The sequence below is a fragment of the Streptomyces sp. NPDC059851 genome (assembly GCF_042732005.1).
Lineage (GTDB): Bacteria > Actinomycetota > Actinomycetes > Streptomycetales > Streptomycetaceae > Streptomyces.
On the sequence record NZ_JBHWJJ010000008.1, the window covers coordinates 47,300 to 74,245 of the forward strand.

Here is a 26,946-nt window from a genome sequence, read left to right on the forward strand (position 1 = left end):
GCGAAGGCAGGGGTGGGTAAGCGTGGCAGTGGTGGATCTGAGCGGCAAGGCCGTGGTCGTCACCGGCGGGGCCCGGGGGCTGGGCGCGGCGGCGGCGCGGGCCGTCGCGGACGGCGGGGGCCGGGTGCTGATCACCGACGTGCTGGAGGCGGAGGGCGCACGGACGGCCGCCGAGCTCGGCAGCGCGGCGCGGTTCCTGCGGCACGACGTCACCAGCGAGTCCGACTGGCAGGCCGCCCTCGACCACGCCGTGGCCGAGTTCGGCCGGCTCGACGGACTGGTCAACAACGCGGGCATAGCCGCCGGCACGCTCCTGGAAGAGGAGAGTGTCGAGCACTTCCGCCGGGTCGTGGAGACCAACCTGGTCGGCGTGTTCATCGGCATCCGGACCGCGATCCCGCTGCTGCGGGCGAACGGCGGCGGCTCCATCGTCAACATCTCCTCGGCGGCCGGCCTCACCGGCATGGCCCTCACCGCCGGGTACGGCGCCTCCAAATGGGGCGTGCGCGGCCTGTCCAGGATCGGCGCGGTGGAGCTCGCCGAGGCGGGGATCCGGGTCAACTCCGTACACCCCGGGATGACGCTGACCCCGATGACGGCGCAGATCGGCATCCGGCCCGGCGCGGGCAACTTCCCCGGTGCCCCCTTGGGCCGGGTCGGAGCCCCCGAGGAGACGGCCGCCGCGGTCGCCTTCCTGCTCTCCGACGCCGCCGCGTACGTCACCGGCGCCGAGCTGGCGGTCGACGGCGGCTGGACGGCCGGCCTGACCGTGCGGGACTTGACCGGCCGGTAACGGCCCGGGCGGTCCCGGCGGCCCGGGGGGATCCGGGCCCGGACGGCCGGCCGGGGCGCCGGGTAACGCGGCGACGCCCGGGCCGGGCTCCAGGGACCGCCGGGCCTCGGGGACCGGGGCCCTCACCGGGCGGCGGGGGCCGCGCTGAGGCGCCCGTACAGCAGGTTTAACCGTGGGGCGCGGCCCCGTGTAACACCGCCGCCGCACGCTGGCTCCATGCACACGCCCGACACCGCCACCGCCACGCACTGCCCGTACTGCGCGCTGCAGTGCGGCATGAAGCTCCGCCCCACGCCGGACGGGGCGGTCCCGGCAGCGGTGGAGGAGCGGGCCGACTTCCCCGTGAACCGGGGCGCGCTGTGCGGCAAGGGCCGCACCGCCCCCGCGGTGCTCTCCTCCCGGGTGCGCCTGACCGGGCCGCTCGTCCGCACCCACGCCGGACGGCTGGAGCCGGCCACCTGGGAGGAGGCCCTCGACGCCGTCGCCGCGGGCCTCGCCCGCACCCGGCGCACCCACGGCGCGGACGCGGTCGGCGTCTTCGGCGGCGGCGGGCTCACGAACGAGAAGGCGTACGCGCTCGGCAAGTTCGCCCGCGTCGCCCTCGGCACCTCGCAGATCGACTACAACGGCCGGTTCTGCATGTCCTCGGCCGCCGCCGCCCACCAGCGGGCGTTCGGCCTGGACCGCGGGCTGCCCTTCCCGCTGGAGGACGTCCCGCGCACCGGGTGCGTGATCCTCGTCGGCTCCAACCTCGCCGAGACGATGCCGCCCGCCCTGCGCTACCTCACCGAACTGAAGGCCAACGGCGGCACCCTGATCGTCGTCGACCCGCGCCGCACCCGCACCGCGGAGCAGGCCGACCTCCACCTGGCGCCCCGCCCGGGCACGGACCTCGCCCTCGCGCTGGGCCTGCTGCACCTGGTCGTCGCCGAGGGCCGCACCGACGAGGAGTTCATCGCCGGGCGCACCACCGGCTGGGAGGAGGCCCGCGCAGCGGCGATGGCGCACTGGCCGGAACTGGTCGAGCGGATCACCGGCGTCCCCGTGCCGAAGCTGCGCGAGGCCGTCTCGCTGTTCTGCGCCCCGTCCTCCGCGATGGTCCTCACCGCCCGCGGTCCCGAGCAGCAGTCCAAGGGCACCGACACCGTCGGCGCGTGGATCAACCTGTGCCTGGCCACCGGTCGCGCCGGCCGCCCGCTCTCCGGCTACGGCTGCCTCACCGGCCAGGGCAACGGCCAGGGCGGCCGCGAGCACGGTCAGAAGGCCGACCAGCTCCCCGGCTACCGCAAACTGGCCGACCCGGCGGCCCGGGCCCACGTCGCCGGGGTGTGGGGCGTGGACCCCGACACCCTCCCGGGTCCGGGCCGCAGCGCGTACGAACTCCTCGACGTCCTCGGCACGGACGTCAGGGCCCTGCTCCTCATGGGCTCCAACCCGGTGGTCTCGGCCCCCCGCGCCGCCCACATCGAGGACCGCATCCGCGCCTTGGACTTCCTGGCCGTCGCGGACGTCGTCCTCTCCGAGACCGCGGCCCTCGCCGACGTGGTCCTGCCCGTCACCCAGTGGGCGGAGGAGACCGGCACCACCACCAACCTGGAGGGCCGCGTCCTGCTGCGCCGCCGGGCCCTGACCCCGCCGCCGGGCGTCCGCAGCGACCTGGAGGTCCTGCACGGCCTGGCGGGCCGCCTCGGCGTCGACAAGGGCTTCCCCACCGCCCCCGAGGAGGTCTTCGAGGAGCTCCGCCGCGCCTCGGCCGGCGGCCCCGCCGACTACTCGGGCATCTCCTACACCCGCATCGAGACCGAGCAGGGCGTCTTCTGGCCCTGCCCCGAGGGCTCCCCGGGGCAGCCGAGGCTCTTCCTGGACCGCTTCGCCACCGACGACGGTCGGGCCCGCTTCGTCCCCGTCTCCCACCGCGAAGCGGCCGAGGCCCCGGACGCCGACTACCCGATCCTGCTCACCACCGGCCGGGTCGTCGCCCAGTACCAGTCGGGGGCCCAGACCCGCCGTGTCGACGAGCTGAACGCGGCCGCCCCCGGCGCGTTCGTGGAACTCCACCCGCGCCTCGCGGCCCGTATCGGGGTGGCCGACGGCGACCCGCTCGCCGTCACCTCGCGCCGCGGCCGCGCCGTCGCCCCGGCCCGCATCACGGACGCCATCCGCGCCGACACGGTCTTCATGCCGTTCCACTGGCCGGGCGAGGGCCGCGCCAACACCCTCACGAACCCGGCCCTTGACCCCGTCTCCCGCATGCCGGAGTTCAAGGTCTGCGCGGTCCGCGTGGAACCGGTGCGCTAGCCGCGCGGGCCGGTGCACCCGCCACGCGGGTCGGGTGCCGGCCCGTGGCGCCGGGCTCCGGCCGGTGGCCCTACGGCTGGAACGTCGGCCGCAGGGCGGCCACGAGCCGTCTGGCGTACGCCTTCTCATCGGGCTCGGCCAGGTGCGGGTACTCCGCCTCGAAGTGGTCCCATTCCGTGCTGTAGTACGGCTCGACGGTCAGGGCCTCGAAGTCCTGGAGCTGCACCTGCCGGTTCGGTAGCGGCCACTCGCCGGCCTGCAGGAACACCTGGTGCAGCAGCTCGCGGGGCAGCGGGTACCGCTCGGCCAGCAGGACGGCGTCGTACAGGTCCTTGCCCTGGGGATGCCCGTCGCTGATGATCCACAACAGCTTCCAGGCCAGGGAGAGGGCCGGCGAAGCGGCCAGCACGACCGCCCCGCAAGCGAGTTCCGTCGGCTCCGGTCCGACCGGCAGCCGCTCGTTGAACACGAAGTCCAGCTGCACCTGCCCGCCCGGTAGGCCCGGCGCCGACCACGGGAGCACCATGCGGCGCCCCGGCACCCGGTCGTACGTCCAGATGTCCTCCCACACCATGCCGGAGGCCTTGATGCCGGCCCGCCCGTCCGCCGTCCGCGCGATGCCCTCCAGCATCCGGCCCGTCCGGCCGTCCTCCTTCCGCCAGGACTCCGGGACCACCACGAAGTCGAGGTCGCCCGGCTCCCGGGCCTGCTCCCCGAACCAGTGCGCGAGGAGCGCACTGCCCCGCAGCACGAGCGAGTCCGCCCACTCGGTCTCCGACACCGCCAGCAGGACGGCGTCCAGGGCCGCCCTGCGGGCCCGCACCCAGGCGACGGTCCGCTCCGGATCGTCGAAGACCGGGTCACTGCCCCGGTAGGCCCGCCGGAGGTGCTTCAGCGACGGGTCGAACACGGCCCGCTGGCGCACGGCGTCGCCGGTGACGGGGCGCAGCGTCTTCGGCAGTTCGCGCAGCTCCCGCGTGCGCTCGTCCAGCGGCTCGCGCGGTAGATCCGTGCTGTGGGAGTCGAACTCCCGCCACGTCCCGCTCATGCGGCGACCTCCTCCTCGATCCATCCGTCGTCCACCGACAGATCACTGTCGTACAGCACGAACTCCCGCTCCTCCGAGCGGATTTCGTACCCGGCGGCCACCAGCTCGGCGACCAGCGCGTCGCACGCCCGGGCCGCCCCCGCCGCCCCTGCGGGGCCCCGGTACCGCTGGGTGACGAACCGCTCGTGGCTCCTGCCGTCCTGCGCCGCGCGCCGGGCGTTCCACGACAGGTGCGCCCCGTGCGGGGTGACGAGGGCCTCCAGGCCGGTCCGGTCGAACCCGGCGGGGAGCAGGAGTTTGAGGTGGTGCTCGAAGTAGCCGCCGCCCGGGCCCGGCCGGTCCGTGGTCCAGGGGACGGTCTCCACCTTGACCCGGACGGGGTCGAAGCCGTCGGCCCGCAGGAGCGGCACCAGCGTCTCGTGGCCGTCGCGGTCGGGCAGGGTCAGCATGGGCTGCGACACCGTGCGGCCGCGGGCCAGCACGATGTGGGTCACCTTCAGGCCGCGGGCGGCGGCCCACGCGTGAAGTCGTGCCAGTTCCGCCGCGTCCGGGCAGCGCAGCGTGACATGGGTTTCGTACTCGGACATGTCGCCGATCTTGTCGCACATGCGTCCGGTCCGCATCGGGGTCTCCGCAGCGGGTAACCATCCGGTCACGCACCGGACTCAGAAAGTGCCCGCACGCCCCTCGTGGCGGCGATGTGCCGTACCCCACACTGAGGTGCGGTGCCACCGTCCTCGGAGCCCTGGAGGTCGCCCCCGTGCAGACCCGGATCCTGACCGTCAACGTGAGCCCGCCCGTCCAGGCCGTCGCGGCCCGGGCTGCGGAGGGCGGGGAGCCCGAGGCGGGCCCCGAGCCCGGGACGGACCCGGGGATGGAGGCCGAGCCCGGCGGCGGGCCGGCCGCCGGGGACGAGGACGGCGACGAGCCCGAGGTGCTGGAGCTGATCGAGCAGGTGCCCGAGCAGCGCTGGCGCGGCGACAGCGCCGGAACGGGGCCCTCCGCCGACCTGTTCCGCCAGTACCTCCGGGAGATCGGCAGGATCCCGCTACTCACCGCGGCCGAGGAGGTCGAGCTCGCGCGGCGCGTCGAGGCCGGGCTGTTCGCCGAGGAGAAGCTGGGCAGCACCCCCGATCTCGACCTTCGGCTGACCCTCGACCTGGACAAGCTCGTCGTCATGGGGCGGATGGCCAAGCGGCGCCTGATCGAGTCGAACCTCCGGCTGGTCGTCTCCGTCGCGAAGCGCTACGTCGGCCGCGGGCTCACCATGCTCGACCTCGTACAGGAGGGGAACCTCGGTCTGATCCGGGCCGTTGAGAAGTTCGACTACACCCGTGGTTTCAAGTTCTCCACCTACGCCACCTGGTGGATACGGCAGGCGATGTCGCGGGCCCTCGCCGACCAGGCCCGCACCATCCGGGTCCCCGTCCACGTGGTGGAGCTCATCAACCGTGTCGTGCGCGTGCAGCGGCGCATGCTCCAGGAGCGGGGCTACGAGCCCACGGCCGAAGAGGTGGCCGTCCACCTGGAACTGACGCCGGAACGGGTGCTGGAAGTGCTGCGCCTGGCGCAGGAGCCGGTCTCGCTGCACGCGCCGGTCGGCGAGGAGGAGGACGTCGCCCTCGGCGACCTGATCGAGGACGGCGACGCGGCCTCGCCCATGGAGTCCGCCGCCTTTTTCCTCCTGCGCGAACACCTGGAGGCGGTCCTGTCGACCCTTGGTGAGCGCGAGCGCAAGGTCGTCCAACTGCGGTACGGGCTGGCCGACGGCAGGCCCCGCACCCTGGAGGAGATAGGGCGCATCTTCGGCGTGACCCGCGAGCGCATCCGCCAGATCGAGTCCAAGACCCTGGGCAAGCTGCGCGACCACGCCTTCGCCGACCAGCTCCGCGGCTACCTCGACTAGCGGACGGCCCGGCGCACGGCGAGGGCGGGACAGGTCCGGCATCGCCGGACTCCGCCCCGCCCCCGCGCGAGCGCCGCGATCCGCGTCAGCGATTCCGTGTCCGCGACTCGTTTCCCGCGTCGCGTCGCGTCGTATCGCTTCCGGCGTCCGGCGTCCGGCGTCCGGCGTCCCGCATCTCGCGGTCAGTCGACCTCGGCGACCGCCTGCGCGAACTGCGCCGCGTACAGCCGCGCGTACGCGCCCTGCGCCGTCAGCAGTTCCTCGTGCGTGCCCTGCTCCACGATGGAGCCGTTCTCCATCACCAGGATCACGTCCGCGTCCCGGATCGTGGAGAGCCGGTGCGCGATCACGAACGACGTACGGCCGTGCGCGAGCCGCGCCATCGCCTTCTGGATCAGCACCTCGGTACGGGTGTCCACGGAGCTCGTCGCCTCGTCGAGCACCAGGATCACCGGGTCCGACAGGAACGCCCGGGCGATGGTGATCAGCTGCTTCTCGCCGGCGCTGACCCCCGCGCCCTCGTCGTCCAGGACGGTGTCGTAGCCGTCCGGCAGGGTGCGGACGAACCGGTCGGCGTGCGCGGCGCGCGCCGCCGCCTCCACCTCGGCGCGTGTGACCTCGCGCGAGGCCCCGTACGCGATGTTCTCCGCGATGGTGCCGCCGAACAGCCAGGTGTCCTGGAGCACCATGCCGATGCCGCCGCGCAGCTCCTCGCGGGTCATCTTCGCGATGTCCACGCCGTCGAGCGCGATCCGGCCGCCGGTGACCTCGTAGAAGCGCATCAGCAGGTTCACCAGCGTGGTCTTGCCGGCGCCCGTCGGGCCGACGATGGCGACCGTCTGGCCGGGCTCCACGGTCAGCGACAGGTCCTCGATCAGCGGCTTGTCCGGCTCGTAGCGGAACGCCACCTTCTCCAGCGTGACCTGCCCGCGCACCGCCTCCGGACGCTCCGGCACGTCGACGTCCGGCTCCTGTTCCTCCGCGTCGAGCACCTCGTACACCCGCTCCGCCGAGGCCACGCCCGACTGCACCAGGTTCGCCATCGACGCGACCTGCGTCAGCGGCATCGAGAACTGGCGCGAGTACTGGATGAAGGCCTGCACGTCACCGATCGACAGGCTGCCGGAGGCCACCCGCAGACCGCCCACGACCGCCACCAGCACGTAGTTGATGTTCGATATGAAGAACATCACCGGCTGCATGATGCCGCTGACCAGCTGCGCCTTGAACGAGGCCCGGAACAGTGCTTCGTTCTGCTCGGCGAAGACCGCCGCGGACTCCTTCTGCCGGCCGAACACCTTCACCAGCGTGTGGCCCGAGTACATCTCCTCGATGTGCGCGTTGAGCGCACCCGTGGACTTCCACTGCGCCACGAACTGCGGCTGCGACTTCTTGCCGATCTTCGCGGCGACGGCGACGGACACGGGGATGGTCACCAGGGCGACCAGGGCCAGCAGCGGCGAGATCCAGAACATCATCGCGAGCACGCCGACGATCGTCAGCAGCGAGTTGAGCAGCTGCCCCATCGTCTGCTGGAGCGTCTGTCCCACGTTGTCGATGTCGTTGGTGGCCCGGCTGAGCACCTCGCCGCGCTTCTGCCGGTCGAAGTACGACAGCGGCAGTCGCGCCAGCTTGTCCTGGAGCTCCTCGCGCATCCGGTACACGGTGCCGTTCATGATGTGGTTCGACAGCCGCGTCGCCACCAGCATCAGCAGGCCCGCCAGTACGAACACCGCCAGCGCCCAGAGCGCCACCACCCCGACGGCACCGAAGTCGATGCCCTCGCCCGGGGTGAAGTCGGTGCCCGACAGCATGTCCGCCGTGCCGTCCCCACCCTCGGCGCGCAGCCCGTCCAGCGCCTGCTCCTTGGTGAGCCCGGCCGGCATCTGCCGGCCGACGATCCCCGCGAAGACCAGGTCGGTGGCGTGCCCGAGGATCTTGGGTCCGATCACCGTGCAGACGACGCTGCCGAAGACCGCGGCGACCATCCCCCACAACTTGGCCCGGTCCTGTGCGAGCTGCCGCAGCAGCCGCTTGCCCGAGCCCTTGAAGTCCAGGGACCGCTGGGCCGGTCCCGCCATCATCCGTCCTCCGGGCCCGCTCATGCGGCCTCCGCCTCCGTCAGCTGGGAGAGCACGATCTCCCGGTAGGTCTCGTTGCCGGCCATCAACTCGTGGTGGCGTCCCTCGCCCACGACCCTGCCCCCGTCGAGCACGATGATCCGGTCGGCGTCACGGATCGTCGCGACCCGCTGGGCGACGATGACCACCGTCGCGTCCTCGGTCTCGCGGGCGAGCGCCGCGCGCAGTGCCGCGTCCGTGGCGTAGTCCAGGGCCGAGAAGGAGTCGTCGAAGAGGTAGATCTCCGGCTGCTGGACCAGCGTGCGGGCGATGGCCAGGCGCTGGCGCTGGCCGCCGGAGACGTTGGTCCCGCCCTGGGTGATGGGCGCGTCCAGGCCTCCGTCGAGCGCGGAGACGAACTCCTTGGCCTGCGCGACCTCCAGGGCCTGCCACAGTTCCTCGTCGCTGGCGTCGGGGCGCCCGTAGCGCAGGTTCGAGGCGATCGTCCCGGAGAACAGGTACGGCTTCTGCGGCACCAGGCCGACCGTCCCGGCCAGCAGCTCGGGATCGAGCCGGCGCACGTCCTCGCCGTTGACCAGTACGTGGCCGCCGGTCGCGTCGAACAGTCGAGGGACCAGGCCCAGCAGCGTGGACTTGCCGCTGCCCGTGGAGCCGATCACCGCGGTCGTCTCACCGGGCCGGGCCACGAGGTCCACCCCGTGCAGCACCGCGGACTCGGCACCCGGGTAGCGGAAGTCGGCGCCGCGCAGTTCGAGCACGCCCCGTCGGGAGACCCGGGTCACCGGGGAGGCGGGCGGGACCACGCTGGAGTCGGTGTCGAGGACCTCCTGGATGCGCTCCGCACAGACCTCGGCGCGCGGCACCATCATGAACATGAACGTGGCCATCATGACGGACATGACGATCTGCATCAGGTAGGCGAGGAAGGCCGTGAGCTGGCCGATCTCCATGCCGCCGCTGTCGATGCGCATCGCGCCGAACCAGATCACGCCGACGCTGGAGATGTTCACGACCACGATCACGGTGGGGAACATCAGTGCGAGCAGCCGGCCGGAGGCGAGCGCGACGTCGGTCAGCTCGGTGTTGGCGCCGCGGAAGCGTTCCTTCTCGTAGCCGTCGCGGACGAAGGCGCGGATGACCCGGTTGCCGGTGATCTGCTCGCGCAGCACCCGGTTCACGACGTCCAGGCGCTCCTGCATGGAGCGGAACAGCGGGCGCGTCCGCCACACGATCGTGCCGACGGACAGGCCGAGGACGGGCACCACGGCCAGCAGCACCCCCGACAGCTTCACGTCGAGCGAGAGCGCCATGGCGATGCCGCCGATGCACATGATCGGCGCCGAGACCATCAGGGTGAAGGTCATCAACACCAGCATCTGGACCTGCTGGACGTCGTTCGTCGTACGGGTGATCAACGACGGGGCGCCGAACTGGCCGAGCTCCCGCGCGGAGAAGCCCTGCACCCGGTCGAAGACGGCGGCGCGGACGTCGCGGCCGACGGCCGCGGAGGTGCGGGCGCCGTAATAGACGGCACCGATGTTGCAGCCCAGCTGGATGAGGGAGACGCCGAGCATCAGCGCACCGAAGCGCAGGATGTAGCCGGTGTCGCCGTGGACGACACCCTTGTCGATGATGTCCGCGTTCAGCGTGGGGAGGTAGAGGCTCGCACTGGTCTGGAGCAGTTGCAGCAGGACCAGCAGGGCGATGGGTTTCCGGTATGGGCCCAGATGGGTCCGCAGAAGTCGTATGAGCACGCGAAGGCTCCGGTCGGCAAGATCGAGGGGGTCGACCCATCTTCGGCCACGTGTGCGTGCAAACCCCACCCGTTTTCGCAAAGGCCGGTCAAAAGGAGGAGACGGGTCCTACACCCGCCGGCGCACCCGGGCCGAGCCCCCGGGCCCGGCCGGGCCCCGCGGGTCCCGTGGAAACGGCAGTCCGGGGGAGGTCCTACGCCTGGAAGGCGCCCGGGTGGAGCTGCTCCCGCGTCGCGATGTACTGCTGGCGCACCGCCTGCGCAGCCGGGTAGTCCTCGCCCGGCTCGAAGACCTGCGCGGCCGGGGCCGGCCACACCGGCGGGGTGTGCGGGGCCAGCGTCCCCTGCTGCACCCCGAGCGCCCACGCCGCCTGGCGCGCCGCGCCCAGCGCCGCGTAGTCGGCCGGCGCCGGTACGACGATCTGCGTACCGAACAGTCCGGGGGCCGCGGCCTGTACGGCGGGCAGCTCGGCCGCCGCACCCAGCAGGAACACCCGGCGCACCTCGACCCCGCGCAGGCGCAGGACGTCGAGCGCGTCGACCAGCCCGCACAGCATGCCCTCGAACGCGGCCCGCGCCAGGTGCTCCGGCTTCATGGAGTCCCGCCGCAGCCCGGACAGGGTGCCCGCGGTGTGCGGCAGGTTCGGCGTGCGCTCACCTTCCAGGTACGGCAGGAGTACGAGGCCGTATGCGCCCGGCGTCGACTTCAGCGCGAGCTCGGACAGCCCCGGCAGATCGGTGCCCAGCAGGTCGGCGGTGCCCCGCAGGGCGCGCACAGCGTTGGAGGTGTTCACCACCGGCAGGTGCATGCCGCTGCCGTCGGCCAGGGACGTCACCAGGCCGCTCGGCTCCTGCACGGCCGAGTGGTGGACGGCCATCACGGAGCCCGAGGCGCCCAGCGACACCACGGCGTCCCCGGGGCCCATGCCCAGTCCGAGCGCGGCGGCCATGGTCTCCCCGGTGCCGGCGGAGATCAGCAGCCCCTCCGGGGTCATCCCGGCGGGCTCGGCCGGCGCGAGCACCTCCGGCAGCAGCGCCACGTGCCCGAGCGCCAGCTCCACCAGGTCGGGGCGGTAGGCGCCGGTCGCCGGCGACCAGTAGCCGGTCCCGGAAGCCCCGCCGCGGTCGGTGGTGCGGCGGGCGGGCCGGCCCAGCAGCTGCCAGACCAGCCAGTCGTGCGGGGACATCAGCACCGCCACCCGGCGGGCCGCGTCGGGCTCGTTGCGGGCCAGCCAGGCGAGCTTCGCCACCGGCTGCGCGGAGTGCGGGACGGAGCCCACGGCCTCGGCCCAGGCCTGCCGGCCCCCGAGGGCCTCGGTGAGGTCCGCGGCGGCGACCTGGCCCCGCTTGTCGTTGCCGACAAGGGCGGGGCGTACGAGGGCGCCCTGCGCGTCCAGCGGCAGCAGCGCGTGCTGCTGCGCGGAGACGCCGATGGCCTGGACCCCTTCGAGGAGCCCCCCGCCGGCGGCCTCGCCGAGGGAGAGCAGCCAGGCCTGCGGGTCGGTGTCGTGGGGGTGGAAGCCCTCGTGATCACCCGCGGGCTGCGGATGCGGCGCGTAGCCCTGGCGCAGCACGGCACCCGTGTCGGTGTCGCAGACGACGATGCGAGTGAAGGCGGAAGAGCTGTCCAGCCCGGCGACTATCCCCATGCTGAGAATTCTGCCGCACCGACGACCGGGATCCGCCGCCCAGGCGGGCGGCGGATCCCGTGTGCACGTGCGGCGAACCGGCCCCGGAACAGCGGTGGAACCGGCGGTGAACCCCCCGCCTCAGGTGTTGGTGGTGCCCCAGTCGTCGTCGTAGCCCGCGGAGCCGTTGGGCCGGCCCCTCAGCACCCGTACGCGGTCGGTCACCGAGGCGGGCAGGACGTCCCCGACCCGATCACCCACCACCGTGAACGCCTTGCCCGCGAACTGGCGCCCCTGCTGGCCGGCGGTCTCCGCCGCGTTGCGCACGGCCGGGTTCTGCGCGACCCCCCGCGCGCACTTCTTCATCTGCTCGTAGCGCTCGCGCCCGGCCCGGGTACCGAGGACGTACCCGAGGACCAGTCCGCTCACGAACGTGACCTTGTAGCGCATGCCTGCCACCCTTCGTCGTGTGGTGCCCGGCCCGCTGTCGATACCGATTGGCGGAGCACCCCCCTGCTTGCGCTAATCTATGACTCGCAACGGGCGCTCGCCCCCCGGCAAGGCCGGAGGTGGGCCGTTCGGTGCAACGCAGCAATCCCCTGTAGCTCAATTGGCAGAGCAGCCGGCTGTTAACCGGCAGGTTACTGGTTCGAGTCCAGTCGGGGGAGCGCGATCCCCTGTAGCTCAATTGGCAGAGCATTCGGCTGTTAACCGGAGGGTTGCTGGTTCGAGTCCAGCCGGGGGAGCAGAGCGAAGAGGGCCCCGCGGGGTCCTCTTCTTTTTTGCCCCGCGGGCAGAAGTTTTGCCCTGCGGGTGGAACCGGGCAGCCCTGAAACCGGTCTCCACCGACAGCGAAGCCGATCACACGGCCCAGCCGAGGCAGGAGATCGTATGAGCGGCTATGCTGCGGCAGACGGCGCGCACACTTGTACGCGCCACGCCGTGAAGGGGCGGTAGCTCAGCCGGTTAGAGCAGCGGACTCATAATCCGTCGGCCGTGGGTTCGAGTCCCACCCGCCCCACTGCGCACCAGGTGTGCAGAAACGATCTGACCAGCTCTTTGCTGGCGGCGTGAGTCACTTCGGTGATCTTGGCGGCCCTCCGGGGCCGCCTTTCGCGTTCCAGGGGCACTGCGGGGACACAGCGGGGACGCGCGTGTGTCTGTTTTGTTGGATCTTGTGTAAGCGTCGTCTTGGCGTGCGCTGGGCGTGTGAGTGATCACAGTCTGGAGCTCGCCGAACACTCTGGCGTCCGCGTAGCCAGCACGGGGAACGGTCCGTACTGGAAACGGCCTCTGCGGGGCCACTGGCAATGACGGAGGGCCACTGGTAGGACCGGTGTGGGGTTGGGGGCTGCGCGAAGGGCAGCATCGAGCCCTGGACCGCTTCCACGAGCAGCAGGGGGCGACCGCACCGCGCAGTACCGAACGGTGGAACCACCAGCCTCCTCAGCGCCGGGCCCTCGCGCCGCGCCGAGCTTCTCCAACGTACGTGGACCCCGCCCCAGAGGCCGACCCGAATGACACGGTCGCCTACTCGGCTCTCGGCTGAGCTTCGGGTCATCCGTCAGGCTGTGCTGTCGGCCTCACCCCGCCGGTCGAGCAGCTAGCTGCCCAGCCAGCAACCGACCGCGGAAGTCGAGGCACGAGTGGCGGCAAGGGGCAGCCCGATCCCTGCCGAAGCCTGCTGCGCCCTCGCCACCGACGGGCTGACCCTTGCCGCTCGCTCCGAAAGCGAGCAAATGAGAACAGATCTTCCGAAAGGTCGGCATGCGGCGAGCGTGGCCTCCTCCGCGTCCAGCTGCGTCCGCTCGGCTGCTGGGGGCTGCCCCGAACTCCTCATTGGTGAGGGGGAGACGGGGAAGCTGGGCATCGCCGGGGTCGCCGTCCCGTTTGTGACTCGGCCTTGACGTCGCGCGGGTCACACCTTGACCGCCGTGAGCTTCGCCGGGTTGCGGACGCAGTAGAGGGCCGTCACGACCCCGCCGCGGATCTCGACCGAGGTCACCTGATCGAGTTCGCCGTCGATGAGCACCGCGAGGGAGGGCATCCCGTTGTAGGCGCCGATGCGGACGTCGAGTTCGCCCATGCGGGCGCCCTTGGCCAGGAGCCCGAGGAGCAGCCTGGCCACCTTGTCGGGCCCGACCACGGGGCGCCGCACCGCGTTCACGACCCCGCCGCCGTCAGCCAGGTACACCACGTCGGGTGCGAGCAGGTCCATGAGGCCTTGGACGTCACCGGTCGCGGCCGCCGTCAGGAACCGTTCGGCGACCGGCTGCGCCTCGGCGGGGGTGGCTACCGCGGTGTGTCGCCTCGCGCGCACGCTGCTGCGGGCGCGCTGGTTCAACTGCCGTACCGCAGCCTCGGACTTGCCCACCGCGGCAGCGATTTCCGCGTAGTCGAAGCCGAACACCTCCCGCAACACGAAAACCGCGCGCTGGGCAGGGGTCAGGGCCTCCAGAACCAGCAGCATCGCGGTGGTCACGGCCTCGCCGGTGAGCACGTGGTCGATGCCATCGGGCGCGTCGCCGGCAGCGTCGGTCACCAGCGGCTCGGGCAGCCACGGACCCACGTACTGCTCCCGCCGTCGGACGGCCGACCGTAGTACGCCGAGCGCCTGCCGGGTGACGATCCTTGCCAGATAGGCCCGCGTGTTCTCCACGGTGGTGCGGTTCACCGACCGCCACCGCAGGTAGCTGTCCTGAAGGACGTCTTCGGCGTCGGCCACCGACCCGAGGATCTCGTAGGCGATCGAGAACAGCAGAGCCCTGTGCCTGGTGAACTCGTCGGCAGGATCCGGCTGCTCGGTCACTTCGGCCCCTGCAGCCAGGCGTAGGTGGCGGTGAGGGTGCCGAGCTTCGCGTAGCGGCAGACTCGCTCCTTGAGCACGGCCGCGGTGCGCCCGGCGAAGTAGAGCCGCCGCGCGGTGTCGTTCCTGCGGCTGGCCTGCAGCAGCCCGTCGTGCCGGCCCAGGCTCAACGCCTGTCCGCTGTACCCCATGGAGTAGGGCTCGGGCTCACGACCTTGGATCATCCGCGCCAGCGTATCCGCTGCGTGTGCGCCCTGAGGCATGGCCGTCGCGCAGGCCGCGCGGGCTCCGGGAACCGCTGCGCAGTCGCCGACGGCGAAGATCCGCGGGTCGGTCACGCTGCGCAGATGCTGGTCGACCACCGCACGCCCGTAGGTATCCACCTGCAGTCCACTGCGGGCGGCCAGGTCGGGCACGGTCCCGGTGATCGCCCACAGCGTCAGGTCGGAAGCGAACTGCCGGCGCGAGTGGAGATGTACTGTGTCGACTCCTTCCTCCCCGGCGCCAGGATCGATCTGCGCGACGGAGCCCTCCACGACCTCGACGTTCAAGCGGTCCAGGCCGGTGCGCACACGCTTCTGCGCTCCTGCCGACAGGCTCGCGGCGATCGTCCGTCCCACGATCCGCACGCGGAGGTCGGGTCGGCCGAAGGCGATCTCGGACGCCGTCTCGATGCCCGTCAGTCCGCCACCGATGACGGTGACCGCCCTCCCACTGGGGAGTCCGGCCAGCGCGGCCCGCGCCTCCTGGGCACCCTCCCAGGTCCCCACCGCAACGGTGCCCGGCAGCGGTGCGACCGTGCTGCCCACCGCGAGGAACAGGTAATCGAAGTCGAGGCTCGCTCCGTCTTCGAGAGTGACCTGGCCGTCGCCGATCTTGTCGACGGTGCCCCTGCGCGCTGCGACCCTCTGGTTCAGCATCGACGTCAGCGGGGTCGCCGCGGTTCCGGTTCCGGCGACCTGCTCGTGCAGCCGCACCCGCTCGATGAAGTCCGGACGGGGGTTGACCACCGTAATCTCCGCTGCCGTCACCTTCTTGGCCAGCCGGTTCGCCGCGATCGTCCCCGCGTAACCGGCTCCCACCACCAGGACCCTCATGTGTGCCTCCTGTTGTGCAATGAGTTCACACACGGGATGGAGCCGACCTCGTGTTTGTGACGGGCAAGTCGAGTGACCTGCATCACTCGCGGATCTGGTGCTCGTCGACGAACAGACCGCTGTTCGCCCATGCCCTCATCGGGCCGGATGCGCCCTCCCATGGGATCGAGCCCTACCCGCCCCACCGCAAGCCGCAGGTGCGGAAACGATTGCACCTGCGGCCCGGGTGGGTCAGACGTTCTCCGTTTCGTCCGCCAGATGGCGCAGGACGTCCCCGAGGTCCTGGCGGCGGGCGTACGCCGCGCGCTGGCGGTGGGCGCCCGAGCCGTCGCGGAGCAGGCGCCCCAGGGTCTCCGCCGCGTGGTCCAGCTCCCCGCAGGCGGCCAGCTCCGGGGCCACCAGGTCGAGCAGGGCCTCCGCGAGGTCCGCCGCCGGGAGTTCGGCTCCCGTGTACGGGTCCAGGCCGAAGCCCTCCAGTCCGTCGTGGGCCGCCCGCCAGCGGGCCAGGTACAGCACGTCGTCCCGGACGTCCGGCTCGGGGCGCCCCTGCGCCATGTCCCCGAGCACCGTGGCGACCAGGGCGCGGACCAGTTCCGCCTGGAGGATGGCCGTGTCGATGTCCGAGGACATGTCGGGCGCCCGGATCTCGAGCGTCGGCCAGTGCCCGGACGGGCGGAGGTCCCAGTAGACCATCTTGGTGTCGAGGGCCGCCCCGGAGCCGAGCAGGGTCTGCACCGAGCGCCGGAAGTGTGCCGTGGACGTGAAGTGCGGGGGCAGGCCCGCCGAGGGCCAGCCCGACCAGGCCATCGCGCGCCAGCTGGCGTGGGCGGTGTCCCGCCCGGCCCAGAACGGCGAGTTGGCGGCCAGTGCGATCAGGGTGGGCAGCCATGGTCTGACCCGGTTGGACACGGCGACCGCCGTGTCCACGTCGAAGGTGCCGATGTGGATGTGGCGGCCGCAGCTGACCAGGGTGTCGGTGAGCGCGCCGAAGCGGCGGTGCTGCTCGCGCTGGCGCGGCTCGTCGTCGGTCAGGTGCAGCGGCCCTTCTACGGCCATGACCGGCGAGGGTGCGGCCAGCAGCCGGCAGCCGTGGGCGCGGGCCGCCCGGGAGAGGGTGCGCCGCAGCGCCGCCAGCTCCTCGCGCAGCTTCGGGGCCGAGTCGGCGACCGGGGTGGAGATCTCCACCTGGTAGCGGGTGCCTTCCGCGTGGACCTCGTGGGGGAGGCCCGCGGCGGTTTCGAGGACGCGGGGGGCGGCCGGGACCACCCGGAAGGTGCGGGCGTCGACGAGGAGGAACTCCTCCTCGACGCCGACCGTCAGGGGTGCGTGGACGTCGTCGTCCGCGTTGACGGCGGTGCCCGCGTTGTCGGTGCTCGTGGTGCTGTTGCCAGGTTCGATCACTACGCCTCCCTGGACATACGAGTCGTTTCATCATGAGCCGCCACCAGGCGGCGAGCGCGCGCCGATTCAGTCAAATGTCTTGCAACAATGGCGAGTTACCGGCAAGAATCCGCGCGGTCCGCAACCGCGGATCCGGATGGGGCGACTGTTGCGGGTGTGCGCAGGGCGGCGTTCGGACGCCCGGGCCCGCGGACGGCCGCCGGTTACCATCCGGTGTGACCGGTACGAGTGCATCCAGCCCCGGGCCCACCACCGGGTCCGCGCCGCCACCGCCGCGGCGCTCCTCGCGGTTGTTCGCCGATCTGACCCCGCTGCGGACCTCGCCCGACTACCGGCGGCTGTGGGTCGGCGGCACCGTTTCCTGGACGGGCCAGGCGATGACCGCCCTCGCGGTCTCGCTCCAGGTCTACGACACCACCGGTTCCAGCTTCGCCGTCGGCCTCGTCGGGCTGTGCTCGCTCGTGCCGCTCGTCGTCTTCGGCCTCTACGGCGGTGCCATCGCCGACACCGTGGACCGGCGCAAGCTCGGCCTGTACAGCTCCCTGGGCCTGGCCGCCCTGTCGGTGCTGCTGGCGGGTGCCGCGCTGCTCGACCACCACCGGGTCTGGCTGCTGTACTCGATCGTCGCGCTGCAGGCGGTCTGCGGGGCCCTCAACGGGCCGGCCCGGGCGGCCATGATGCCCCGGCTGCTGCCGGCCGAGCAGCTGCCCGCCGCCAACGCGCTGAACTCCGTGACGTTGACCTCCGGGGCCATGCTCGGCCCGGTCCTCGGCGGGCTCGTCGTCGGCCGCTGGGGTTACGAGGCCGCGTACCTGGTCGACGCCGTCGCCTTCACCGCCGCGCTCTACGCGACGTGGCGGCTGCCCGCGATGCTGCCCGACCGGGAGGGCGGCAAGCGGGGGAGGGCGTCCGTGCTCGACGGGCTGCGGTTCCTCGGGAGCCGGCCCAACATCCGGATGACCTTCTTCAGCGACCTGGCCGCGATGGTCCTGGCCCACCCCAAGTCGCTGTTCCCGGCCGTCGCCGTGATCTGGTACGGCGGCGACGCCACCACCGTCGGCCTGCTCGCCGCCGCCCCCGCCGTCGGGGCGCTGCTGGGCGGGCTGTTCTCCGGCTGGCAGGGCCGGATCCGGCGGCACGGGCTGGCGATCCTGCTGTCCGTGGCCGCGTGGGGCACGGCCGTGGCCGTGTTCGGGCTCACCCGGAACCTGTGGCTGGGCCTGTTCTTCCTGGCCCTGGCCGGCTGTGCGGACACCGTGTCCATGGTGTTCCGTTCCACGATGATGCAGACAGCCACCCCGGACGAGATGCGGGGCCGCCTCCAGGGCGTCTTCATCGTGGTCGTCGCGGGCGGGCCGCGGCTCGGTGACTTCCTCGCCGGGACCGTCGCCGACCTCGCCTCCCCGACCGTGGCGATCACCGGCGGCGGCCTCGCCTGCGTCCTGGTCCTGGCGCTGCTCGCCGCCCGCTGGCGCGGCTTCGCCCGCTACGACTCCCGCTCGCCGCAGCCGTAGTCCCGGGCCTCAGGCGGGGCCGACGATGCCGCGGGCGACGCCCAGGGACACGAGGTCCTGGGGGCGGATGCGGAGCTGGTCCGCGGTGGCCGCGGCCTCGGACGGGGGCCGCTTGAGGATGGCCGCGGCGAGCTCGGGGGCGATGACGGAGAAGTAGCTGTCCGGTGTGACCCAGGTGTTGCCCGGAGCCGCCAGTGCCAGGGCCCCGCCCGAGCCGCCCTCGCCGATGAGGAGGGTGGTGACCGGGACGGAGGCCGCCGCGACCGCGGCGAAGGCGTCGGCGATGGCCGCACCGGCCCCCGCCCGCTCCGCCGCGGCGTCGTTGGCCGCGCCGGGGGTGTCCACCAGGGTCAGGACGGGGATGCCGAGCCGGTCCGCGAGGCGGATCAGGCGGGCGGCCGTACGGTATCCCGCCGGGCGGGTCGCGGTGCCGCACTGGGCGGCGTACGCGACGGCCCGGCCCTCGTGCAGCCCGAAGCCGCACAGCATTCCGGGGTCGGTGCCGCCGGCCCGGTCCCCGGACAGGGGCAGGCGAAGCGTGAAGTACGCGTCCAGGTAGGCCTCGGCGTGCGGCCGGCCGGGGTGCCGGGCCTGCCGTACGGCGTCCCAGCCGCCGGCCGGGGGCGGTACGTCCGCCAGCGCGGCCGGCGGCTCCACCGGCCCGGCCGGGCGGGGCGCGGCCAGGACCCGGAGCCAGTCGGCCAGTAGGCCGGGCAGCCGGGCGGGCTCCACCACCGCGTCCACGTGCCCGGAGGCGTACTGGCTCTCCGCGGTGTACGCCGCCGGGTCGGCGTCCGCGGGCCGCACCCGGGACCCGGCGAAACCGACCTGGGCACCCGGGAGCGCGAGGACGACGTCCGCTCCGGCGCCCAGGGTGGCCCAGCCGCCGCCGGTGGTGGGGTCGCGCAGGACGGCGATCTGGGGGAGCCCGGCGGCCCGGGTCAGGACGCACTGGCGGGCCACGCGCTGGAGTTGGGTCAGGGCGAGCATTCCCTCCTGCATCCGGGAGCCGCCGGTGGCGATGAGGGACACCAGCGGAAGGCGGTGTTCGCGGGCGTGGGCGTAGGCCGCTTCGAGCCGGTCTCCGGTGCGTTCGCCGAGGGAGCCGCCGAGGAAGCCGAACTCGAAGGAGACCAGGGCCGCGCGTCGGCCGCCGATGGGGGCGGTCCCGACGACCACGGACTCCTGTTCGCCGGTCCGGTCCGCGGCGCGGGCCCGGGAGGCGTCGTAGCCGGTCCAGGCCAGTGGGCCGTCGGTGGCCGACTCCCGTGCGGGCGCGGGCAGTTCGACGAAGCCGGCGGGGTCGGTCACGGAGGCGATGGCCGCGCGGGCCGAGAGGCGGGTCGTGGTCACGGAGCCACCCTAGGTCCGCCCGCCGGCGGGGCCGAGCGGTTCGAGCCACCATCGACGGCTGCCCGGCCGCCCGGCCGTCCGTGGCCGGAGGGTTTGGGGTAGTGGTGGCGGCTTCATCCGAAGTGACAGCGGCTGACGGGCCCTGGATGATGATCGCGGCGTCCGCGGGTCCGTTCCGGCCGGCGCCACGGGGGGAACGGGCCGCCGCGCACTCGACGTGCGGCGCCGCACCGGTCCTGAGTACATGTCAGTCTTTCCCAGAAGGAATCCACCTGGTGCGTCCCATTCGCGCAACGGCCATGCTCACCGCGGGGCTCCTCGGTCTCCTAGGCCTTCCGGCCACCGCGGCGGCCGCCGAGGCACCGGCCGGCCTCTACGTGAACAACCGCGACGGCTCCAACTGCTCCGACGGCGGTCCCGGTTCGCAAGCGGTTCCGTACTGCACGATCTCGGCCGCGGCCAAGGTCGTCCAGCCGGGCCAGACCGTACGGATCAAGGCGGAGAACACCTACGACGAGGCCGTCACCATCGACCGCTCCGGAGAGCCGGGCAAGCCGATCACCTTCGAAGTCGATCCCGTTCCGCAATTTTCCGGGGCGTGGCTGGCCAAGACCCTGACCATCAGCGGCGCCTCCCACGTGGCGGTCCGCGGGCTGAGCATCAGGGGCGTCCAGGTCAGCCGCTCGACCGACGTGGAACTGGAACAGATCGATGCCGGGCGGGGCCTGCTCGACTCCGTGGTGGTCGGCGAGGGAAGCACGGACGTGCGCGTCATCCGGAGCCGGATGAGCGGCGCCAGGATCGAAGGCGGCTCCCGGGGCACCGTCCTCAGCCGCAACATGATCGGCAGCGCTCCGCGGCCGGCGGTCACCGTGGTGGACGCGCCCGGCACAGTCGTCACCAACAACACGATCAGCGGCTACTGCGGGGCGACCGTCTCGGTCGGCGGCAGCTCCACCGGCTCCGCGCTGTTCAACAACGTGATCTACACCGAGGCCACTTCCGCCCGGTGCCAGTCGGCCGAAGCGCGCAACGGCACGGCCGTGTCGCAGAGCGCGACGGGGGGCACACGTGTCGACTACAACGTGATCGTCGGCCACGCCGCCCTGTCAGCGGCCTACAGCTGGGCGGGCACTGCGTACAAGGACCCGGCCGCCTTCGCCACCGCCACCGGCCAGGGCGCGCACGACATCCTGGCCCCGTCGCGCGACGACGTCAGCCAGATGGTCGGCTCGCCGACGATCGACTCCGGTGACCCGACGGCGCCGGGCGTGGTGCCCGCCGACTTCGACGGCCACCGCATCGCGGACGACCCGAGGGTGCCCAACACCGGCAAGAACGGCGGACACATCGACCGCGGGGCCCACGAGACGCACGACTACCTCGGCAACGTCTGGACGGCGATCGACCACACCTGGGCCCCGGTCGGCACCAGCGTCCAGGTGCAGGCCGTTTCGGACAGCCACTGGCCCACCGCGATGAGCTACCGCATCGACTTCGGCGACGGGACGGCCCCGGTCACCACCCGGCAGGGGACCGCGGCGCACGGCCTCGCCACGCACGTCTACAACTCGCCGTGCGAGTGCACGGTCAAGGTGACGGCGGTCAACGACGCCGGGCACGAAGTCTCCACCCAGCAGGCCGTCAAGGTGACCCCGGCCGGCCCGCTGACCGCGGGCTTCACGACCGAGCCGGTCCTGCCGACCTCGACCAACCAGATCGGCGGCCCCAAGCCGCTGACCGTGGACGTCGACACCCGGACGGCCACCGCGGCGCCGTGGCCCGTGGAGGGCGTGGACGTGGACTTTGGTGACGGCACGAGCGAGCACCGCGACCGCCTGGACACCTTCCGGCACACCTACAGCCGCCCCGGCGACCACAAGGTGACGGTCACCGTCCGGGACTCCAAGGACGCGACGTCCACGGTCAGTCGGAACGTGAAGGTCGACTACGCGCCGTCCGGGTACGTGGCGACGGCGCCGTTCCGCGTCCTCGACACCCGCACCACCGGCACGGCCGTCCAGGGCGGCTCCCCGCTTCCCGTGACCATGCCGGTCGGCCTTTCCGTCCCGGACCACGTCCACTCGGGCGGCATGGCCGCGGCCGTGCTCAACGTGACCGTCACCGGCGCCTCCGAGGACACGCACCTGAGCGTGTGGCCCTCCGGGCAGCCGCGCCCGGTCGCCTCGAACGTCAACGTCCGGGCGGGAGGTACGTCCTCGAACACGGTCACCGTGCCCGTCGGAGCCGACGGCAAGGTGCAGGCCCAGCTCAACTCGGGCAGGGCCTCGCTGATCGTGGACTTCGTCGGCTACTACCAGCCGGGCGCCGGCGAGTGGTTCACCCCGCTCGCCCCGACCCGCCTGGCCGACACCCGTACCGCCGGCGGCGCGCTGGCGGGCGGGCAGACCCGGACGGTGAAGGTCGCGGGCACGGGCGGCGTTCCCGCCGACGCCACCGCGGTCGCGCTGAACCTGACGGGCACCGGTTCCACGGCCGACGCGCACGTCATCGCCTACCCCGACCCGGCGAACCGGCCCGCGACGTCGAACCTCAACGTCGAGCCCGGCAAGGACAAGTCGAACCAGGTCCTCGTCCCCGTCGGCCCCGGCGGGACCATCACGCTCTACACCAACACCGGCTCCACCCACCTGGTCCTGGACGCGGTGGGCTGGTACGGCAAGGGAGGCAGGGCGCTGTTCACCCCGGCCGTTCCGAAGCGTCTGGCGGACACCCGTGCCACCGGCAAGCTCGCCCCCGGCGCCACCACCACGGTTGCGGGCCTGCCCGCCGGCGCCGTCGGCGCGGTCCTGAACGTCACCGCGACCGAGTCCACCGGGCCCGGCTTCCTGACCGCGTACGGGTACGGCACCGTCCGACCGGAGGCCAGCAGCCTCAACACCCGCCCCGGCGACACCGTCCCCAACCACGTCACCACCCCGGCTGCCAGCGGCCGGATCAGCATCTGGAACAGCTGGGGCGGCAGCACCCACGTGATCACCGACCTGCTCGGCTACTTCACCCAGCCCTGACCGGTCCCGCAGAACCGGAGCCCCGGCCGCCGCACACCGCGGAGGCCGGGGCCCTCGGCTGTTCGGGGTCCGGCTACGGCAACGGGAAGGCGATCTTCAGGGCGTAGGCGGCGACGAGGCCGTAGCCGAGGCGGAAGGTCCACACACGGACGCCGGGCGGAATCCTGCGGCCCGCGAGGGCCCCGACGGCGACGAGGGCCTGCTGCCACAGGAGGGAGGCGACGGCGACGCCGGCGAGGAAGGCGCCGGCGGCCGCGGCAGTGTGCAGGGCGGTTGCCTGGGCCGTGGTGAGGGCGGCGAAGTAGAGGGCGGTGGTGGGGTTCACGGCGGTGAGGCCGACGTAGCGGGCGAAGGCCCTGGCGGGGCCGCCCGCTGCGCGGCCGCCGCTCGCCGGGGCGCCCTCGGCCCCGCCGCCCCCGCTGCCCCCGCCGTTGTCGTCGGTGACCGTGGCGACCGCCCCGGTCCGCGCCCTGGCGGCCGCCCCCGCGGCCTCGCCCCCGGCTCCGGCCTGCTGCGCGGGCCCGGCGGCCCGGGACGCCCCGTACAGCCCTTGCGCGGCGATGGCCAGCAGGATCGCCGCCGCGGCCAGCCGGATCCACGCCTCGACCGGGGCCACGTGAGAGGCCACCCAGGGCCCCAGCGCCGTGGCCAGGGCGGCGTAGCCGAGGTCCACGGCCGCGATGCCCGCCGCCGCGGCCACGGCCGTACGGCGGTCGCGCATGGCCTCCTGGAGCAGCAGCACGCTCATCGCGCCCATCGGCATCGCCACGCCGAGCCCGGCGACCGTGCCCGCCAGGGCGGGAGTCAGTAGTTCCGTCATGCCCGGCAGGGTGCGGTGCACGGTGGCGGGCGCGGCGGCGATTATCGGCCGCCGCTGCGAGAATCGCGGTATGGACCGCCTCGACAGGGAAATCCTCGGCATCCTGCAGCAGGATGCGCGGATCTCGTACCGGGACCTCGGCGTCCGCGTCGGACTCAGCGCCAATGCCGCCGCCGACCGCGTCCGGCGGATGCGGCGCGACGGGGTGATCCGCGGGTTCACGGTCATCGTGGATCCGGCCGCCGACACCCGGGGCGGGCTCGTGGTCTTCATCGACCTGACCCTCCGGCAGGACACCACCAACGAGGAGTTCGAGCAGCGCGTCGCGGGGCTGCCCGGGATCACCGAAGTGGTGCACGTGACGGGGGAGTACGACTACCTCGTACGGGCCCGGGCCGCCGACCCGGCCGCGCTGGACACCCTGCTGCGGCGCCTCAAACGGGAGGCCGGGGTGGCCCAGTCCAGCACCCGGCTCGCGCTGCGGGCGGCGCAGCGGCCACCGTCCGGTCCGAACACCGGCTGACGGTCGCGCCGCGGGGGGTCGTCGGCCCCGAGCGCTCCGTAACGGGCCCCGCACGGTCCGGGGGTCGAGTCCGCGACGTGCTGGAGGGCGGCCTCCAGGTCCAGCTCCGATCCGACACTGGGGACCGCCTCCAGCAGCACGGGGACCGGCCCCGGTCGAGGGTGGTGGGACCCGGGCCGGGGGTCATCCGGTCAGTGGGTTGAGGACCATCGGGGCGACCTTCCCTTCGAGCATCGCGCCGAGGCCGAGCACGGCGCACACGTCCGGCCTCTCCGCGATGGCGACGGGCATGCCGGTGGCGTCGCGCAGCATCTGGTCCAGGCCGGGCAGGAGGGCGCTGCCTCCCACCATCATGATCCCCCGGTCCGTCAGGTCGGCGACCAGGTCCGGCGGGCAGTCGCGCAGCACCTTGCCGATGCCGTCGAGGACGGCGGTCAGCGGGGTGTGGATGGCGTCGCGGACGGCCGCGGTGTCGACGTGGACCGAGCGGGCCAGGCCGGTGGCGACGTCACGCCCGTGGATCAGGGTGGAGGCGGGGCCCTCGTCGGTGATGCCGTTGCCGTGCAGGGCCAGCTGGAGGGGCCGGACGGCCTGGCTGGGCAGCATCAGCTCGTGGGCGTGGCGCAGGTGCTGGACCACGGCGTGGTCGATGGCCTCGCCGCCGACGGGGATCCGCTGGGCGGTGACGATGGAGCCGAGGGAGAGGACGGCGACCTGGGTGGCGGCGGCCCCGCACACCATGATCATCGTCGCGGTCGGCTGCTCCACGGGCAGGCCGCAGCCGACGGCCGCCGCGATCAGGGTGTCGACGAGCTCGACGCGACGGGCGCCGAGGCCGACCATCGTCTCCACGGCGGCCCGCTGGGCGAGCGGGTCGGCGTCGTGCGGGGTGCAGGCGGCGGCGCGCAGCCGGGGCTTGCGGCGCAGGGCGCGGCGCAGCTTCTCGCCGAGCAGGTGGCGCAGCATCCGCTGGGCCATGTCGATGTCGACGACGGTTCCGCCGGAGACGGGGCGGACGACCCGGATGTAGTCGGGCGTGCGGCCGGTCATCCGCTCGGCGAAGGTCCCGACGGCGATGAGCGCGCCGGTACGGGTGTTGACGGCGGCCACGCTGGGTTCGTCCACGACCAGGCCGGCGCCCTTGACGTACACGCGGGTCCTGGCGGCCCCGAGGTCGACGGCGACGTGGCAGCGGCGCAACTGCTCAAGACTGACGGTCACGGCAGATCCTCCCGAGGGCGCTGATGCTGGAAGACCGGCGGCTGCCGGTTGCATTTCATATCTTCTCGGGCAAACGGGGCGTGCCGCCCGTTGAGATGCTCCAGCCGGGGTGCGCCACACGGGGCGGGGGGTGCTGCACGGGGGTGGATTTCTGTACCGACAGGCAGCACCATGCCCGCACTGCCCGCGCTACTCGCGCGTAACGAGATAAAGGGGACCGGATGCTGACGCCCCGCCAGGAAGCGACGGCGTTCCTGACGCTCTGCGCGGCACTCTGCGCGGCGGTCTGCCCGACGCCCCTCGCGCCGCTGCCGGCCGCCCGTGCCGCCGCCGCGCCGGCGGCTCCCGCGCACCGCCCGGTCGTCCTCGTCCACGGCTACAACGCCGATCCGGGCGTCTGGGGTTCCCTGCGCGCGGACCTGCGCGCGGCCGGGTACGCCGACGCGGAGCTCCACTCCTGGGGCTACGACACCCACCGGTCCGTCAACGAGGTCCTGGCCGGCCAGCTCGGCGCGTACGTCGACCAGGTCCGCCGGCGGACCGGCGCAGAGCGCGTGGACATCGTCTCGCACTCCTTCGGTTCGCTCGTCAGCCGCTGGTACGTCACGTACGGCGGCGGCACCGCGGCCGTGGACCGCTGGGTTTCGCTGGCCGGACCCAACCACGGCACCTCCACCGCCTGGGCCTGCGCCCCGTGGGACCAGGCGTGCCGGGACATGACGCCGAACTCGTACGTGGTGCGGAACCTGAACGCCGGGGACGAGACCCCGGGCGCGGTGCGCTACGCGACCTTCCGCTCGGACTGCGACGAGGTCGTCAACCCGGACAACAGCGTCCCGCTGGCCGGGGCGGCCAACGCGACGGTCGGCTGCCTCGGCCACAACGAACTGCTGGGCGACGACGCCACCTCGGCCGGGGTGCTCGCCTTCCTCGCAGAACGGCCTCCCGCCGCGCGACGGGGCTCCCGCTAGCGGGAGTCGAGCTCGGCGCCGTCCACGGACACCCGTTGGAGCAGGCCGTACGTGAACTCCGCCACGCAGGCCCGGCCCTGCGCGGTGAAGGCCAGCCGCCACCGGGTCGGCGCGGTGCCCTCCAACGGCCGCACCGGCGCGAAGGCCCGCGCGACCTCGTCCACCGTCGCCGACCAGGGCCGCAGGTCCTCCGGCGCGTCCAGTACGGGCCCGGGCGCGCCCGGGGCGCGGACCAGCCACTCGTTCCACACCGCCCCGTCCGGTGCGGCCAACACCTCGAAGCGCAGGTCGGGCCAGAGCGGCAGCGGCCACAGCAGGGCTTCGCACTGCAGGTCGCCGATGGTCCGCGGGGTCGTGGACTCCGGCGGGCCGAGCACCGAGCGGTACCGGGCCAGGGCCCCGCGCGAGCGGGGTGAGCGGACCATCGCCTGCCAGCGCCGGTTCGCCTCCCGCTGGTCGGCGAGGGAGGCGCCGAGCCGCCGGCGGGCCTCCTCGACGAGCTCCGGCCGGAAATCGGCCATGCGCCGCAGCAGTACGAGCTGGAAGGCGGTCCGCCCGAAGGCCCCCGGTCCCGTCGGTGGCGTCGGCGGCGTGGGCGGGGGCGGGGGCGGCGGCGGTGTCATGCGGACCACGATTCCACACAGGACCTTTACGAACTCGCGATGCGGATGTGGCTTGAAACCACGTAGCGTCACATGCGC

General features: G+C 73.1%; 20 protein-coding genes and 3 tRNA genes. 10 read left to right on the forward strand and 13 right to left on the reverse strand.

The window, feature by feature from the left end:
* Positions 1-28 precede the first annotated feature (28 nt).
* On the forward strand, positions 29-793 hold the full coding sequence (locus ACFV7Q_RS04130; RefSeq protein ID WP_385423460.1) for a glucose 1-dehydrogenase: 765 nt from the start codon (positions 29-31) through the stop codon (positions 791-793).
* Between the two features lie 216 nt (positions 794-1,009).
* The gene (locus ACFV7Q_RS04135) at positions 1,010-3,091 is read left to right on the forward strand and encodes a molybdopterin oxidoreductase family protein (protein ID WP_385423350.1); all 2,082 of its coding nucleotides are present in this window, start codon (positions 1,010-1,012) and stop codon (positions 3,089-3,091) included.
* Positions 3,092-3,161: 70 nt separating this feature from the next.
* Here the strand turns inward: ACFV7Q_RS04135 and ACFV7Q_RS04140 are convergent, their stop codons facing one another.
* Both ACFV7Q_RS04140 and ACFV7Q_RS04145 read right to left on the reverse strand, forming a co-directional pair.
* Positions 3,162-4,139, reverse strand: coding sequence for a nucleotidyl transferase AbiEii/AbiGii toxin family protein (locus tag ACFV7Q_RS04140; protein WP_385423352.1), 978 nt, complete (start codon positions 4,137-4,139; stop codon positions 3,162-3,164).
* Entirely contained in the window at positions 4,136-4,762 is a 627-nt protein-coding gene (locus tag ACFV7Q_RS04145; RefSeq protein ID WP_385423354.1) for a hypothetical protein, read from the reverse strand. Before ACFV7Q_RS04145 ends, ACFV7Q_RS04140 begins: the two co-directional genes overlap by 4 nt.
* Positions 4,763-4,899: 137 nt before the next feature.
* Here ACFV7Q_RS04145 and ACFV7Q_RS04150 point away from each other — a divergent pair, with 137 nt between their 5' ends.
* A complete protein-coding gene (locus ACFV7Q_RS04150) occupies positions 4,900-6,045 on the forward strand; it encodes an RNA polymerase sigma factor (protein ID WP_385423462.1) in 1,146 nt (381 codons plus the stop codon).
* A 182-nt stretch (positions 6,046-6,227) separates the two neighbouring features.
* Here the strand turns inward: ACFV7Q_RS04150 and ACFV7Q_RS04155 are convergent, their stop codons facing one another.
* The 4 genes from ACFV7Q_RS04155 to ACFV7Q_RS04170 form a co-directional block, all read right to left on the reverse strand.
* Positions 6,228-8,150 carry an ABC transporter ATP-binding protein gene (locus ACFV7Q_RS04155; protein ID WP_385423356.1) on the reverse strand — a complete coding sequence of 641 codons (1,923 nt, stop codon included), beginning with the start codon at positions 8,148-8,150 and terminating at the stop codon, positions 6,228-6,230.
* Positions 8,147-9,880: an ABC transporter ATP-binding protein gene (locus ACFV7Q_RS04160; RefSeq protein WP_385423358.1), complete on the reverse strand. Its 1,734-nt coding sequence runs from the start codon at positions 9,878-9,880 to the stop codon at positions 8,147-8,149. The genes ACFV7Q_RS04155 and ACFV7Q_RS04160 overlap by 4 nt, the downstream gene beginning before the upstream one ends.
* 193 nt (positions 9,881-10,073) lie before the next feature.
* The gene (locus ACFV7Q_RS04165) at positions 10,074-11,528 is read right to left on the reverse strand and encodes an FGGY family carbohydrate kinase (protein ID WP_385423360.1); all 1,455 of its coding nucleotides are present in this window, start codon (positions 11,526-11,528) and stop codon (positions 10,074-10,076) included.
* 120 nt (positions 11,529-11,648) lie between these two features.
* Positions 11,649-11,957, reverse strand: coding sequence for a YtxH domain-containing protein (locus ACFV7Q_RS04170; RefSeq protein WP_385423362.1), 309 nt, complete (start codon positions 11,955-11,957; stop codon positions 11,649-11,651).
* A 145-nt stretch (positions 11,958-12,102) separates the two neighbouring features.
* Between ACFV7Q_RS04170 and ACFV7Q_RS04175 the strand changes: the two genes are divergently transcribed.
* The 3 genes from ACFV7Q_RS04175 to ACFV7Q_RS04185 all read left to right on the forward strand — a co-directional run bounded on the left by ACFV7Q_RS04175 (position 12,103) and on the right by ACFV7Q_RS04185 (position 12,528).
* Positions 12,103-12,175, forward strand: a tRNA-Asn gene (locus ACFV7Q_RS04175).
* Positions 12,176-12,180: 5 nt separating this feature from the next.
* Positions 12,181-12,253, forward strand: a tRNA-Asn gene (locus ACFV7Q_RS04180).
* A gap of 201 nt (positions 12,254-12,454) precedes the next feature.
* A tRNA-Ile gene (locus ACFV7Q_RS04185) sits at positions 12,455-12,528 on the forward strand.
* An 897-nt stretch (positions 12,529-13,425) separates the two neighbouring features.
* Here the strand turns inward: ACFV7Q_RS04185 and ACFV7Q_RS04190 are convergent.
* The 3 genes from ACFV7Q_RS04190 to ACFV7Q_RS04200 form a co-directional block, all read right to left on the reverse strand.
* Positions 13,426-14,316, reverse strand: coding sequence for an RNA polymerase sigma-70 factor (locus ACFV7Q_RS04190; RefSeq protein WP_385423364.1), 891 nt, complete (start codon positions 14,314-14,316; stop codon positions 13,426-13,428).
* Positions 14,313-15,410 (reverse strand): NAD(P)/FAD-dependent oxidoreductase, encoded by a 1,098-nt coding sequence (locus ACFV7Q_RS04195; protein WP_385423366.1) that lies wholly within the window; start codon positions 15,408-15,410, stop codon positions 14,313-14,315. The genes ACFV7Q_RS04190 and ACFV7Q_RS04195 overlap by 4 nt, the downstream gene beginning before the upstream one ends.
* Positions 15,411-15,641: 231 nt before the next feature.
* Positions 15,642-16,811: a glutamate--cysteine ligase gene (locus ACFV7Q_RS04200; RefSeq protein WP_385423368.1), complete on the reverse strand. Its 1,170-nt coding sequence runs from the start codon at positions 16,809-16,811 to the stop codon at positions 15,642-15,644.
* A gap of 290 nt (positions 16,812-17,101) precedes the next feature.
* Between ACFV7Q_RS04200 and ACFV7Q_RS04205 the strand changes: the two genes are divergently transcribed.
* Positions 17,102-18,325: an MFS transporter gene (locus ACFV7Q_RS04205; protein WP_385423464.1), complete on the forward strand. Its 1,224-nt coding sequence runs from the start codon at positions 17,102-17,104 to the stop codon at positions 18,323-18,325.
* 9 nt (positions 18,326-18,334) lie between these two features.
* Here ACFV7Q_RS04205 and ACFV7Q_RS04210 read toward each other — a convergent pair whose 3' ends face one another.
* Positions 18,335-19,678 carry a carboxyl transferase domain-containing protein gene (locus tag ACFV7Q_RS04210; RefSeq protein WP_385423370.1) on the reverse strand — a complete coding sequence of 448 codons (1,344 nt, stop codon included), beginning with the start codon at positions 19,676-19,678 and terminating at the stop codon, positions 18,335-18,337.
* A gap of 275 nt (positions 19,679-19,953) precedes the next feature.
* Here ACFV7Q_RS04210 and ACFV7Q_RS04215 point away from each other — a divergent pair, with 275 nt between their 5' ends.
* The gene (locus ACFV7Q_RS04215) at positions 19,954-22,710 is read left to right on the forward strand and encodes a PKD domain-containing protein (protein WP_385423372.1); all 2,757 of its coding nucleotides are present in this window, start codon (positions 19,954-19,956) and stop codon (positions 22,708-22,710) included.
* 73 nt (positions 22,711-22,783) lie between these two features.
* On the opposite strand, the gene ACFV7Q_RS04220 is transcribed toward ACFV7Q_RS04215, so the two are convergent.
* Positions 22,784-23,530, reverse strand: a complete 747-nt coding sequence (locus tag ACFV7Q_RS04220) for a LysE family transporter (protein WP_385423374.1) — start codon at positions 23,528-23,530, stop codon at positions 22,784-22,786.
* 70 nt (positions 23,531-23,600) lie between these two features.
* Between ACFV7Q_RS04220 and ACFV7Q_RS04225 the strand changes: the two genes are divergently transcribed.
* Positions 23,601-24,053 (forward strand): Lrp/AsnC family transcriptional regulator, encoded by a 453-nt coding sequence (locus ACFV7Q_RS04225; protein ID WP_385423376.1) that lies wholly within the window; start codon positions 23,601-23,603, stop codon positions 24,051-24,053.
* 183 nt (positions 24,054-24,236) lie between these two features.
* On the opposite strand, the gene ACFV7Q_RS04230 is transcribed toward ACFV7Q_RS04225, so the two are convergent.
* Positions 24,237-25,274, reverse strand: coding sequence for a rod shape-determining protein (locus ACFV7Q_RS04230; RefSeq protein WP_385423378.1), 1,038 nt, complete (start codon positions 25,272-25,274; stop codon positions 24,237-24,239).
* A gap of 221 nt (positions 25,275-25,495) precedes the next feature.
* Between ACFV7Q_RS04230 and ACFV7Q_RS04235 the strand changes: the two genes are divergently transcribed.
* Positions 25,496-26,245 (forward strand): esterase/lipase family protein, encoded by a 750-nt coding sequence (locus tag ACFV7Q_RS04235; RefSeq protein WP_385423380.1) that lies wholly within the window; start codon positions 25,496-25,498, stop codon positions 26,243-26,245.
* On the opposite strand, the gene ACFV7Q_RS04240 is transcribed toward ACFV7Q_RS04235, so the two are convergent.
* Positions 26,242-26,868, reverse strand: coding sequence for a hypothetical protein (locus tag ACFV7Q_RS04240; RefSeq protein ID WP_385423382.1), 627 nt, complete (start codon positions 26,866-26,868; stop codon positions 26,242-26,244). The two genes, ACFV7Q_RS04235 and ACFV7Q_RS04240, sit on opposite strands and share 4 nt — an antisense overlap.
* Between the last annotated feature and the right edge of the window lie 78 nt (positions 26,869-26,946).

Excerpts from the sequence above, each read along its gene's own strand:
- ACFV7Q_RS04225 (WP_385423376.1), top strand. The coding sequence starts at position 23,601 with ATGGACCGCCTCGACAGGGAAATCCTCGGCATCCTGCAGCAGGATGCG.
- ACFV7Q_RS04170 (WP_385423362.1), bottom strand. The coding sequence starts at position 11,957 with ATGCGCTACAAGGTCACGTTCGTGAGCGGACTGGTCCTCGGGTACGTC.
- ACFV7Q_RS04140 (WP_385423352.1), bottom strand. The coding sequence starts at position 4,139 with ATGAGCGGGACGTGGCGGGAGTTCGACTCCCACAGCACGGATCTACCG.
- ACFV7Q_RS04195 (WP_385423366.1), bottom strand. The coding sequence starts at position 15,410 with ATGAGGGTCCTGGTGGTGGGAGCCGGTTACGCGGGGACGATCGCGGCG.
- ACFV7Q_RS04235 (WP_385423380.1), top strand. The coding sequence starts at position 25,496 with ATGCTGACGCCCCGCCAGGAAGCGACGGCGTTCCTGACGCTCTGCGCG.
- ACFV7Q_RS04135 (WP_385423350.1), top strand. The coding sequence starts at position 1,010 with ATGCACACGCCCGACACCGCCACCGCCACGCACTGCCCGTACTGCGCG.
- ACFV7Q_RS04220 (WP_385423374.1), bottom strand. The coding sequence starts at position 23,530 with ATGACGGAACTACTGACTCCCGCCCTGGCGGGCACGGTCGCCGGGCTC.
- ACFV7Q_RS04240 (WP_385423382.1), bottom strand. The coding sequence starts at position 26,868 with ATGACACCGCCGCCGCCCCCGCCCCCGCCCACGCCGCCGACGCCACCG.
- ACFV7Q_RS04155 (WP_385423356.1), bottom strand. The coding sequence starts at position 8,150 with ATGAGCGGGCCCGGAGGACGGATGATGGCGGGACCGGCCCAGCGGTCC.
- ACFV7Q_RS04145 (WP_385423354.1), bottom strand. The coding sequence starts at position 4,762 with ATGCGGACCGGACGCATGTGCGACAAGATCGGCGACATGTCCGAGTAC.
- ACFV7Q_RS04165 (WP_385423360.1), bottom strand. The coding sequence starts at position 11,528 with ATGGGGATAGTCGCCGGGCTGGACAGCTCTTCCGCCTTCACTCGCATC.